14 protein-coding genes are annotated in these 12255 nt (G+C 42.0%); 6 read left to right on the forward strand and 8 right to left on the reverse strand.

Going from position 1 to position 12255, the window contains the following annotated elements:
- Positions 1–42: 42 nt before the first annotated feature.
- Positions 43–942 carry an NUDIX domain-containing protein gene (locus ACKI4H_RS16975; RefSeq protein ID WP_407307821.1) on the reverse strand — a complete coding sequence of 300 codons (900 nt, stop codon included), beginning with the start codon at positions 940–942 and terminating at the stop codon, positions 43–45.
- 138 nt (positions 943–1080) lie between these two features.
- Here ACKI4H_RS16975 and hemP point away from each other — a divergent pair, with 138 nt between their 5' ends.
- Positions 1081–1251: a hemin uptake protein HemP gene (gene hemP, locus ACKI4H_RS16980; protein WP_081406229.1), complete on the forward strand. Its 171-nt coding sequence runs from the start codon at positions 1081–1083 to the stop codon at positions 1249–1251.
- A gap of 84 nt (positions 1252–1335) precedes the next feature.
- Here hemP and ACKI4H_RS16985 read toward each other — a convergent pair whose 3' ends face one another.
- From ACKI4H_RS16985 to ACKI4H_RS17000, 4 genes are all read right to left on the reverse strand, one after another.
- Positions 1336–2673, reverse strand: coding sequence for a sensor histidine kinase (locus tag ACKI4H_RS16985; RefSeq protein ID WP_407307823.1), 1338 nt, complete (start codon positions 2671–2673; stop codon positions 1336–1338).
- A gap of 1 nt (position 2674) precedes the next feature.
- Positions 2675–3334: a response regulator transcription factor gene (locus ACKI4H_RS16990; RefSeq protein WP_407307825.1), complete on the reverse strand. Its 660-nt coding sequence runs from the start codon at positions 3332–3334 to the stop codon at positions 2675–2677.
- 164 nt (positions 3335–3498) lie between these two features.
- Positions 3499–3858 (reverse strand): NirD/YgiW/YdeI family stress tolerance protein, encoded by a 360-nt coding sequence (locus tag ACKI4H_RS16995; protein ID WP_407307827.1) that lies wholly within the window; start codon positions 3856–3858, stop codon positions 3499–3501.
- Positions 3859–3970: 112 nt separating this feature from the next.
- Entirely contained in the window at positions 3971–5728 is a 1758-nt protein-coding gene (locus tag ACKI4H_RS17000) for a GspE/PulE family protein (protein WP_407307829.1), read from the reverse strand.
- A 260-nt stretch (positions 5729–5988) separates the two neighbouring features.
- Between ACKI4H_RS17000 and ACKI4H_RS17005 the strand changes: the two genes are divergently transcribed.
- Complete coding sequence (locus ACKI4H_RS17005) at positions 5989–7239, forward strand: MgtC/SapB family protein (protein WP_407307849.1); 1251 nt, start codon at positions 5989–5991, stop codon at positions 7237–7239.
- On the opposite strand, the gene tsaA is transcribed toward ACKI4H_RS17005, so the two are convergent.
- The gene (tsaA, locus tag ACKI4H_RS17010) at positions 7236–7958 is read right to left on the reverse strand and encodes a tRNA (N6-threonylcarbamoyladenosine(37)-N6)-methyltransferase TrmO (protein WP_407307831.1); all 723 of its coding nucleotides are present in this window, start codon (positions 7956–7958) and stop codon (positions 7236–7238) included. The genes ACKI4H_RS17005 and tsaA overlap by 4 nt on opposite strands.
- A gap of 105 nt (positions 7959–8063) precedes the next feature.
- Between tsaA and ACKI4H_RS17015 the strand changes: the two genes are divergently transcribed.
- Positions 8064–8843 carry a ferredoxin--NADP reductase gene (locus ACKI4H_RS17015; RefSeq protein ID WP_407307833.1) on the forward strand — a complete coding sequence of 260 codons (780 nt, stop codon included), beginning with the start codon at positions 8064–8066 and terminating at the stop codon, positions 8841–8843.
- Between the two features lie 48 nt (positions 8844–8891).
- On the opposite strand, the gene ACKI4H_RS17020 is transcribed toward ACKI4H_RS17015, so the two are convergent.
- Complete coding sequence (locus ACKI4H_RS17020) at positions 8892–9518, reverse strand: cation transporter (protein ID WP_407307835.1); 627 nt, start codon at positions 9516–9518, stop codon at positions 8892–8894.
- An 86-nt stretch (positions 9519–9604) separates the two neighbouring features.
- On the opposite strand from ACKI4H_RS17020, the gene ACKI4H_RS17025 reads away from it, so the two are divergent.
- From ACKI4H_RS17025 to ACKI4H_RS17035, 3 genes are all read left to right on the forward strand, one after another.
- Positions 9605–10015, forward strand: coding sequence for a Cd(II)/Pb(II)-responsive transcriptional regulator (locus ACKI4H_RS17025; RefSeq protein ID WP_407307837.1), 411 nt, complete (start codon positions 9605–9607; stop codon positions 10013–10015).
- Between the two features lie 132 nt (positions 10016–10147).
- On the forward strand, positions 10148–11557 hold the full coding sequence (gene yegQ / locus ACKI4H_RS17030) for a tRNA 5-hydroxyuridine modification protein YegQ (protein ID WP_407307839.1): 1410 nt from the start codon (positions 10148–10150) through the stop codon (positions 11555–11557).
- 2 nt (positions 11558–11559) lie between these two features.
- Complete coding sequence (locus tag ACKI4H_RS17035; protein WP_407307841.1) at positions 11560–11814, forward strand: YfhL family 4Fe-4S dicluster ferredoxin; 255 nt, start codon at positions 11560–11562, stop codon at positions 11812–11814.
- A 251-nt stretch (positions 11815–12065) separates the two neighbouring features.
- Here ACKI4H_RS17035 and ACKI4H_RS17040 read toward each other — a convergent pair.
- Positions 12066–12255 (reverse strand): FAD-dependent oxidoreductase (locus ACKI4H_RS17040; protein ID WP_407307843.1); only part of this gene is annotated, 190 nt, incomplete at its 5' end.

Below are 12255 nucleotides of genomic sequence, written 5' to 3' on the forward strand. Positions count from 1 at the left end.
ATTGAGATAAGTAATTCACAGCTCAATACATCCTTTTATATTTTATAAAAACCGGATTCCTGCAATTCCATAAGCTCCCTGCTGCTGAGCCATTAACAAATCACCGGCTTGCATTCCACCTAAAGCAAAAACAGGAATGTCGACTTGTACAGCTAAATTTTTAAACTGTTCCCATCCCAATACCCCAACTTCTGGATGCGTTTCTGTAGCCAACACAGGACTCAACAGAATGGCATCACACCCCATTTTCTCTGCCTGCTTCATTGAAACTAAATCATGACAGGCGGCAATGTAGCGTTTGCCCGTGATTAAATCGTCGTGCATTAAAGCCATGACTTGTGACTGCTTTAAATGAATAGCTGAGATGGCTTGTTGCTGAATTGAATTTAACTGCTGGTAAAGCTCAATATTGACAATCAGCTTGGATAATTGTTCAACACTTAAGCCTGAAATCTCAATAATCTGGGCTTGAGTCCCCTCAACACGCCAATACATCAGCTGATCCAGTTTTAATGAGTCTAGTGCATTTAACCGATCTGAAATTTTAATTTGATGCGCCCAATGCAGACGCTTGATCATGGCCTGATTCGCGTTGGGGAAATTTAAACTGAGTAATTCATCACGGCTATACCATGTCCAGGGCTGTTGAATTTCATTCAATAAAGTGCTTGGTACGATGGCATGAAATAAATGCAGGTTGACGAGCACATCCTCATATTCATGGCGTACCAGATCAAACGCATGCCAGTCCTGCAAGCCAATTCCCACTTCTTCATAAATTTCACGGCGACAGGCGGCTAAAGGACTTTCACCTTCTTCAACTTTTCCCCCTGGAAATTCATGCTTATTTCCCTGATGCTGTTTTGCTTCACGCCATCCTACAAGTACCTTGTCCTGATGCAACAAGATTGCAATTGCAACGTGAATCGTGGGTTTCGACATGCCGTACTCCTTTACATGAAATATTACAGAGTGTAAGCAAATTTGAGTTTTTTATAAAATCTTTAATAATACATTGACAGGTCTATTCGATAATGATTATCATTTAAATCATTCACTATACACCCCGGAGTCGAAGGAATGAACGCACCATTTAGTCTATTTACACGTAATAATGATGTAGCACATTCACTACCTATGTTGCACTCGAACAACCTGTTTTCTCTCGGCCGCGAAATTCGTATTATGCATGCCGGAGAAGAATATCGTTTACGTTTAACCCGTAATAATCGACTGATTCTGACCAAATAAATATTCTGATCAACTAAATAATTAGCCCAATAATAATAACCGTGGAAACAAGCAGTATGTGTACAAACATACTGCTTTTTAGCGCTAGGGAGTGAGTGGAAATTGCAGTTCGACTTTTAATCCACCATACCCGGATTGAGAGAAATGAATTTCACCTGCATGCAATTCAATAATTTTCTGACAAATCGAAAGCCCCAAACCTGAACCTGCTGTTTTTGTACCTAAGGCACGGTAAAAGCGTTCGCCTAAACGCTGTATCACCTCATCTGTCACGCCCTGCCCATCATCTTCGATCGTTATCGTGACCTGCTGATGTTTCTGTTGCAGATCAATAAATACATGGCCACCCTGCTCTACATAACGAATCGCATTGTCCACCAGATTTCGGATACAACTGAAAATGAGTTTTTCATTTGCAGTGATATAAAGATCAGGAAAAAGTCGAGTCTGGATCTGAATATTTTTCTCAACCGCGAAGGGCTGCAAGGCTTGAATGACATCCATCACCACAAGCTGTAAATCAATTTCAGTTTTAGGCAATTGGTTGGTATTGGTCGGATCTAAACGTGCCAGTAAAAGCAGGTTTTCTAAAACCTGCGCTCCACGGCTGACATCATTTTGAATACTGATCAAGTCCTGCGCTAAATCTGGGTATTTCCGTTTCAGTACCTGTAAACGCATTTGAATGGCGGATAACGGTGAACGTAATTCGTGAGAGGCATCTGCAGTAAAACGCTGTTCTGCAAGCAAAGATTGGTTCAGCCGCTGTAACAATTGATTCAGTTGCCACACCATCGGCTGTAATTCTTTTAACACAGGTGCTTGTTGCTGAATTGGTGCCAAATCATCCGCATTTTTCCCTGAAATTTGTTTGGACAATTGGTAAATGACCTTAAATTGACGTTTCACTGCAAAATGTAAAATCAGCCACTGCATCAACCAGAGCAACACCAATATCACGCTATATCCCATCACATTTTGAGCCAAATCTTTAAAACGTTCTCCTAGCGGTTGTAACACCAATACCGACATATTCAGTTCAGTATCTTCAGCCGTATACATGCGCCACAATTGCTGATCTTGCCAAATAAAATCGTAGCCTTCCGATGCGTTATTTTTGAGCTTTGAGGATGGACTGCCGATTTGGAAATTCTTTGATTGAGTTAGAATCTGTTGCTGATCTTTAAGTTGATATTGAATATCAAATTCGTTGCTGAGTTCATCGACCTGTTGTCCTGAACTGACAGTCACATCCGAAATCAACAGCATATCGGCAATTTCATCCATGAGCTGATCTTGCACTTGCATGGTCTGATACAGGGAAATGGCAATAAAAAGCAGCAATGTCACGACCCCAGCCAGCATTGAACTGAGTAATGATGTCTTAATCAGTTTGCTTTGTAGCGACACGACTTTTGACATATTAATCCTGACTCATGCGATAGCCCAAACCACGAATGGTTTTGATATATTGGCTGCCAATTTTTTTACGTAATTGATAGATAAACACTTCTATGGCATTGCTTTCTATTTCATCGCCCCACGCATAAAGTGATTCTTCCAGTTGCTCACGCGTGATTACATGTTCCGGCTTTTGCATCAGTTTATGCAAAATCTGAAATTCCTTGGCGGTTAAACTGACGGTTTGACCATCTTGAATCAGAGTTTTGGCTTGCGGGTCTAAAACCAGATTTGCATAACGCAGATCTTGCCCTGCCGTTGCTTGATGCTGCCGCAGTTGAGAACGTACGCGTGCGGAAAGTTCTTCCAGACTAAAGGGCTTAACCAGATAATCATTGGCACCTAAATCCAGACCTTCAACACGATCCTGAATACTGTCGCGCGCGGTAATAAAAATCACAGGTGTGGGTTGCTGCTGCATTCGTAAAGTTTTGAGAATCTCATCCCCAGTGGCTTTGGGCAGTCCACGATCGAGCAAGACACAATCATACTGATGCTGCTCAATAGCTAAAATGGCATGATCACCACGCTCCACCCAATCAATATTATAACCATCCATTTCTAACCATGTTTTGATGCTTTCTGCTTGGGAAGCATCATCTTCTGCCAGTAAGATTCGCATGTGTTGTTCTCATGTATGAGACATTTTATAGTTTAAAGATAGCATGCTTTAAAAGTGGCTGAATTCAAAAAAACCACATGAATCACTCATGTGGTTTTAACAGAAATAATAAGGGGGATATAAGATTAAGCTACTTATAGCTTTCTCTCAATTGAGCGACTGACTCAGAATTTAACCGCATCAACGTCAATTTCAACACGTTTCGCTGGTTTGTAATCAATGTCGACTTCACCAATGAGGGTCACAGGTGTTTTTGCATTCACCGGTTTACCTTGCCATAACTCATCGTCGATATCGACAGTAATCGTTCCAGTGTTATCCCGGAATTGATATTTTTCATCACCGACCGATTTTACCACATAACCCTTAAGCTGCACTTTTGTATCATCTTTTAAAGTTAAAGCCTGTTTAACCGTGGTAGTGGTAGGTACAAGGGCTGTTTGATTGACGGCGGTATTTGCCATAGCAAATGTTGTTGCACCAACCAAAGCTGTAACTAAAGCTGCTTTAGAGATCATTTTCATTTTGAAACCCTCCTCTTTTTGTTCATCATTTCGATGAAGTTATTAAAACAAATCAAGATGAGGTGAATCTTAAGATTGCTTCCTTTTTAATAAACCAATTTAAAAAAATCTTCTAATTTAAAGGAACCACCCGTAAGACTTCTTCCAAAGTGGTCAGTCCGTCCAGAACTTTACGTGCCCCCGCAATCCGCAGCGGTTCAACGCCCTCTTTTTTGGATTGTTGACGTAATTCATTTAAATTGGCATTGGCGCTAATCAGTTGTTTGGTCTCTAAACTTAAAGGCATAAATTCATAGATGCCGACACGTCCTTTATAGCCTGTATGGCGACACTCTTCACAACCGACTGCCTGAAACACAAAGTTTGGCATGTCAATATTAAAGTCAAAAGTCAAATGCTTCCATTCTTGCTCATTAATAAAAGTTTCTGTTTTACAGTGTGGACAAAGTTTTCGCACTAGACGTTGTGCCAGCACACCTAAAATCGTTGCGGCGGTTAAAAATGGCTGCACGCCTAAATCATGCAGACGGGTCAAACTCGATGGTGCATCGTTGGTATGTAAAGTGGATAACACCAGGTGACCGGTTAATGCCGCCTGAATTGCCATATTGGCGGTATCATGGTCACGAATCTCACCGACCATGATAATGTCAGGATCCTGACGCATTAAAGCGCGCACGCCATCGGCAAACCCTAAATCAATCCCGTTATTGACCTGCATCTGGTTAAAGCTCGGTTCAAGCATCTCGATGGGATCTTCAATGGTACAAACATTCACTTCTTCCGTCGCCAGCTGCTTCAGTGAAGAATAGAGTGTCGTGGTTTTCCCTGAACCTGTCGGTCCAGTCACCAAAATAATGCCATGACTATGTGCAGTTAAGGCTTGCCAATCATTTAGCAAACCACCTTCAAAACCTAGTTGCTGAAAGCTTCTTACCAACACCTCAGGGTCAAAAATACGCATCACCAGTTTTTCACCAAAAGCAGTTGGTAAAGTCGATAGACGCAGCTCTGTTTCCTGTCCTTTAGGCGTACGGGTTTTTAAACGGCCATCTTGCGGTTTACGCTTTTCCGCAACATTCATACGACCCAAAATTTTAATTCGCGAAATGACGGCGGTCAGCGTATTGGCCGGCATTTTATAAATGGTATGTAATACACCATCAATTCGGAAACGCACCTTACCTGTGTCTTTACGTGGTTCCATATGGATGTCACTGGCGCCTTGCTCAAAAGCGAACTGCAACACCCAATCGACAAGTTTTACAATATGCTGGTCATTGGCATCCGGATTTTGCGTATCGCCCAGTTGTAAAAGCGCTTCCACCCCTTTGTTATCACGGTCATAAGCACTGGATTTTTGCGATGAGTTAACCGCACGACTGACCTGATAATATTCGACCAAATAACGCTGTAATTGATCGGGGCTTAACAGCACACGCTGAATTTTTTTCGGTGCAATCGTATGTTCAAGATTAGCCACCCATTCCTTTTTAAAAGGTTGATCGGTTGCAATCAGGACTTTATCCGGCCGAATCTCAACCGCCAAGATTTTATTTCGAAAGGCAAATTCTTGCGACATGATAAGAGTTAAAGCACCGACATCGGCCTTCAAGGGATCAATGATATAAAAAGGGATATTGGCTTTTTCTGCAATCCACTGACACAAACGGTTCAAGGTCAAGGTCGATTGCGGATGGGACAGATCGACCAGATTAAAATGTGCAATCCACTGCAAGGGATGCCATTTCAGTTGCTCGCGTTGGCGGTGTGTGGTTTGTATCAGCAGCTTGTTGCGCTCGGTAATACGTCCATCTTTTTGTAGTTGTTCCAGACACCAGGACGTGTCCATTTCAAAATTAAAATTCATTGTTCTAAGCCCCAAAACCTAAGCACACTATAGCAAACTAAATTTCATCTGACTTCAATCACCTTTATATAAAAGCATCGATGCCCTTTACTAAAATAATCCCCTTCTCATCGGTTATTTACATAAACGCTTTAACTTTTTTTGAAAACTATTACGCTTTTACTTTCACTCTTTTATAACGAATAATGCTTAATGGGCTGCTTAATTATGCAGCTATCTTTTCCCTACCCAAGCGACTTTGGATGAATCCTGTGAATAATATGCTTAATCTGTCATTGCAAAGCACATCATTTCAAGACCTGCTGATGATTATGGCAGCTGCATTAGGCTGTGGATTACTGATTGGCTTAGAACGTGAACGCAGCAAGCAACGTGAAAATCAGCATAGTTTTGCAGGTGTTCGTTCATTTGTGATCTGTGCATTACTGGGTGCGCTATGCTTTATCTTCGGGCCTGTTTTTGGCGTTGTGGGCGCAATTAGTATGAGTGCAATTACTATTTTTTCGCTTAAAACTCAAGCAAAAGATCCGGGTGTGACCACTGAGCTGGCCTTTCTAATGACCTATTTCATTGGGGCATTGTGTATTTGGAATGTCACACTGGCAGCTGGTCTGGCAGTCTTGTTAACTATCATTTTAATGGCCAAACACTCCATGCATAATATTGCCGGAAAATGGATCACCGAAGACGAATTCCGGGATGGACTGCTATTACTAGCGCTGATTCTGATCGGTTTGCCGCTCACACCTGACCGTCCATTATGGGGAGAAGTTCTTAACCCCTATGTTATCTTAAAATTACTGACCCTAATTTTAGTGGTGCAAGCCTTAGCACATATTGCTAAACGTTTTTTATCAACTAAAAATGCCCTGATGCTCTCTTCACTGGCTTCAGGCTTTGTTTCCAGTACTGCGACCATTGCCCAATTAGGCCTGCAGGTGCGCAAGGGTGAAATGGATGCCCAGCCAAATGCCGGGGCTGCACTGATGTCGTGTGTCTCGACTTTGGTCTTGCTGCTTATTGTTGTCGGTGGCGTGTCTTGGGCCTGGCTTAAAATCCTGCTCCTTCCTTCTCTTGTTGCCATGGTTATTCTGGTAGCCTGCGCATTTCTATTATTGCGTAAGGCAAAACCGGCCCAAGATTTGGAATCTTCGGACAGCCAAATGTTCAGCCTGAAAGAGGCTGTCATTATTGCAGTTACTTTAACGCTGATTCAGGCCGCCATTTATGCGCTTGAATTATGGCTTGGCAATGCCGGCTTACTGGCCGGCACCTTACTCGCCTCCCTATTTGAGGTTCATGCTGCAATGGCAAGTGTGGTTATTCAGGGAGATCCATCCAATACCCATCTTATTTACGCCCTGCTGTTAGGTTTGGGTGCCCATACACTGGCCAAATCTTTGAATGCAGCCCTGACTGGTGGATTTAAATTTGCCCTGTATTTTGCACCGGTACAGCTTATACATATGGCAGTATTGATTGGGCTACTGTGGGTGGAGTCTATGCATTAGGAAGGAGCATGATGGATAGCAGTAATTATCACTTGCTGAGCATGGACTTTGAAATGGATATCTACCGTAGCAAAATTCATTTTATAAATCCGCTCCGCATCATTTTGATAGGCCGGTCTTGGGTCAAGGGATAAAACCTGTTCCAATTCATTCACAATTCGACCCTCTAATTTATGACATTTCAGTAAATCTTGCTTTTGCAGTTCTGCACTTTCTGTCCAAACAACCTTCATTCGTTCAGGCTCATCCTGCGCATAACCACTTTGTGCATCCATCACGGCATCTGAATATTGGATATAAGGTTTAATATCGACAATAGGCGTGCCATTCAACAAATCACTGCCTGTGACATAGACTCGAACTGACTTGCCGACTTTTTTCACTTCTTTGAGCTGAACCACAGATAAACCTATGGGTGCAGGACGGTACATGCTCCGCGTGGCAAACACGCCTATTTTCTTGTTACCGCCTAAACGCGGTGGACGGACTTGGGCTCGAAATTTTGCATTGTCCTGTTGATTCTTATTGTCATGAAACTGCCAGATGAGCCACAAATGACTGAATTCATTAATTCCCTCAAATGCCAGTAAATCATTATAAGGTTCATGAATTTCAATATAAGATTCAACCTGAACCAGATTCGGTTGTCTGGGGATGCCAAATTTTTCCCGGTAGGGAGAATTCATATACCCGATTATGGGCACTTTAAGCTCAGTCATAATCACTTTTTCTGATAAGGTCAATTAAATATATTCAGTTTATCGAGAATGTTTTTAGATTAGAATAGTAAGCTGTTCTAATTTGATAATTTATTGAGACCTTTAATGGCTGCTTTCAACGTCGAAAAGATTACTCACGTACACCACTGGAATGACACATTATTCAGTTTTAAAACCACTCGCGACACTGCGCTACGTTTTAAAAATGGTCAATTTGTGATGATTGGACTGGAAGTAAATGGTAAGCCTTTAATGCGTGCTTATTCTATTGCGAGCGCTAACTATGAAGAAGAGTTAGAGTTTTTCTCAATTAAAGTGCCAGATGGTCCTTTAACTTCTATTTTACAGAAAGTAAAAGTTGGCGATGATATTCTGGTTTCTAAAAAACCGACAGGTACATTAGTACTGGATGACCTGAATCCAGGCAAAAATCTGTACCTTCTTTCTTCCGGTACAGGTCTTGCGCCGTTCCTGTCGACGATTCGTGACCCTGAAACTTACGAGCGTTTTGAAAAAATTATCGTGGTTCATGGTACGCGTTTTATCTCTGAACTGGCTTACCAAGACTTGATTCTAAATGAACTCCCAAACCACGAGTTCTTTGAAGAATTGGGGATTAAAGACAAATTGATTTACTACCCGACTGTGACTCGTGAAGAATTCCACACTCAAGGTCGTGTAACCACTGCCATTGAATCTGGTCAACTGTTTGAAAAAATTGGTTTGCCACGTTTCAACCCGGAAACTGACCGTGCAATGCTTTGCGGTAGCCCGGCCTTCCTAGACGACGTGGTTGCATTGCTTGACCAGCATGGTCTAAAAGAATCCCCTAAAATGGGTGTTCTGGGCGACTACGTGATTGAACGTGCATTCGTTGAAAAATAAGATTTTCTAAAACTAAAACCGGACTTTTAAGTCCGGTTTTTAATTGCCTTAAACCTGAACTTGCTTCGAAGATGCCCGTTCTAGCAGTGCCTGCTTGATCACCTGATATCCTGCCGTCAATCCCAGACTTGCCATAATCACAGCAACAATAATATCTGGCCAAAGACTACCAGTACCAAATACGCCCACGGCTGCCAAGATGACCGCAAAGTTGCCAATTGCATCATTTCGGCTACAGAGCCAAACTGACTTCATATTGGAATCACCTTCACGAAAAGTGTATAAAATGGCTGCTGTAAATACATTTGCTATCAAGGCCAGCACGCCAATCAATCCCATCGTCAGTGCTTCTGGCGGAATGCCTTGAAGATAGGCATAAATCACTTTTCCAATCACCACCAGACCAAATACAGCCGTGGTCAATCCTTTGATGAGCGCAACTGTTGCGCGCCAATACAGGCTTGCACCGAGTACCGCCAAAGAAATACCGTAATTGACCGCATCTCCAAAAAAATCTAGCGCATCTGCCCACAAAGCCGATGAATGTGCATAAGCCCCACCCACTATCTCTACAATGAACAATGTCAAATTAATGAATAGTGCAATCCATAAAGCTGCTCTGAATTTGCTATTGGGCTTAGGTAGTGCAAGTTCATGACTACAACTACAGGCCATATAATTCCCCCAATGATTGTTTATACTAAATACGATATAGTTATTAGAAACTATGGAGTAACTCCAAGGTCAAGCATGAGGGGTATATGTCGGTTTATTTAATTTCAGAAATGGGCAAAAAGACCGGTTTAAGCACCGATACCATACGCTTTTATGAGAAAAAAGGCTTTATCCAGCCGAATTTTCGAGCAAGTAATCAGTATCGCTATTATGGCGAAGACGCATTAAAAAGACTGCTTTTTATCAAGCGTTGCCGTGCCTTGGACATGTCTTTAAAAGAGATTGAAACCCTGATTGAACTTGAACAAAATCCGGAGCAGGAATGTGGTGCAGTGAATCAGCTCATTGATCAGCATTTAAAAGATATCTCTAATAAAATTAAAGAATTACAAATATTTGAACAGCAACTAATCACACTTAGAAAGAGTTGTAATACTCCGACCACAATTGATCATTGCCAGATTTTAAAAACGCTTGAAAACTCTAAAAACAATTGAATCGTTAAGATATTTTATAGAGGCCTCTGACTTAAAATAAAACCGAATTTTATACCCAAACACTGTATTTCCGAGTGATTTACTAGGTTGAATCAAAATTTCAGATGGCTAGAATAAAGCCGTACTTTTTCTATGTCTTTCGATTTCATCATGAGCATAACCCGCGTTACCGAACTTCTCTCACCTGCTGGCTCACTGAAAAATATGCGCTATGCTTTCGCTTATGGTGCAGATGCAGTCTATGCCGGCCAGCCGCGCTATAGCTTACGGGTTCGTAATAACGAATTTGATCATGACAATCTCGCAATTGGCATCAAGGAAGCACATGACCTTGGCAAGAAATTCTATGTCGTCGTCAATATCCAGCCACATAACTCCAAGCTGAAAAATTTTATCCGTGATCTGGAACCTGTGGTCGCTATGCAGCCGGATGCGCTGATCATGTCCGATCCGGGTCTCATTATGCTGGTGCGTGAACATTTCCCACAGATGGACATTCACCTGTCGGTACAGGCCAATGCTGTCAACTGGGCAACTGTAAAGTTCTGGAAAAACATGGGGCTGACCCGTGTAATTTTGTCACGTGAACTTTCAATTGAAGAAATTGCAGAAATCAAACAGCAAGTACCCGATATGGAGATTGAAGTCTTCGTGCATGGTGCACTGTGCATGGCTTATTCCGGTCGTTGCATGTTATCGGGTTATATGAACAAACGTGATGCCAACCAAGGTGCCTGCACCAATGCCTGCCGCTGGGAATATAAAGTTCTGGATGCCAAGGAAGATGCAACCGGTGATGTGATTCCGCTAAAAAATCTGGATTCAGGCTGCTGCTCCAAAGATGCCGACGAAGCACATATGCAGGCGCAACACCAGTTCAATGAGCCCGTCCTGTTACAGCGCAATGAAGAAGAGATGTTTGCCGCTGAAGAAGATGAACATGGCACTTATTTCATGAATTCCAAAGATCTTCGTGCAGTCCAGCATGTAGAACGGTTAACCAAAGTAGGTGTGCATTCACTAAAAATTGAAGGTCGAACCAAATCCTATTTCTATTGTGCCCGTACCGCCCAGATTTATCGTAAAGCCATTGATGATGCTCTTGCAGGAAAGCCTTTTGATCCAGCACTCATGACCCAGCTAGAAGGTCTGGCGAATCGTGGTTATACCGAAGGTTTCCTGCGCCGTCATGTGCATAGTGAATATCAAAATTATGAAAATGGCTCTTCCAGTTTTGATCATCAAATTTTCTGCGGTGAAGTATTAGAGCGAAATGGGGATTACATCAAGATCGATGTGAAAAACCGCTTTGTAGTCGGTGACTCTTTAGAATTGATGACCACTAAAGGCAATATCACCTTTACTTTAACCGAAATGAAAGACAAAAAAGGTAATCTGATTGAAGATGCTAAAGGTTCAGGTCATATCGTTGAGATTCCGGTTCCGGCAGATGTAGATATGCAATATGCGCTGCTAATCCGTAACCTGCCAAGCTCGACTGCGGATATTTCGGCATCTTCACTGGCTTATCAGGCGAGTTAAATATGGCACTGCTGATTACCGACAAATGCATCAATTGCGATATGTGTTTACCCGAATGTCCGAATGAAGCAATTTACGAGGGTACGAATGTCTATGAGATCGATGTAAATCGTTGTACGGAATGCGTCGGTTTTTATGAACATCAGACCTGTGTAGATGTCTGTCCGATTGAATGCATTGTTCCACATCCGGAGCATCGTGAAACACAAGAACAATTAATAGAAAAATTTAAAGGCTTGAATCTGTTTAAATCTTAAACAATAAATAAAGTAATAGATGCATTATTGTTTCTAAAAACAACCTTGGGGAAAGTATAAAAATAAGGATTGAAAACAAAAACTATAGAGAGAAAAGGAACAGCTGAAAGCGATTGGGGACGCTTTTGGCTGATCTGACAATAAATAAAAAAAGGAACTCGGGTGTTAGCGTCCTGATTTCCTATAAAAAGGTATAACAAAGATAATCGAGATATAGTACCAAGGTTTTGGGGAACCTCGGTGCTATTTTTTTACTGCCCTGAACGGATAATGTAATCAAATGCAGAGAGTGACGCTTTCGCACCTTCGCCAGTCGCGATGATGATCTGCTTGTAAGGTACTGTGGTACAGTCACCTGCAGCAAATACACCTTTGACATTGGTTTCGTTGCGCTCGTTAATCACGATCTCGCCACGGCTGGTTAACTCAACTTTGGTTTCT

It is taken from the genome of Acinetobacter sp., from assembly GCF_045628685.1.
Taxonomy (GTDB): Bacteria; Pseudomonadota; Gammaproteobacteria; order Pseudomonadales; family Moraxellaceae; genus Acinetobacter.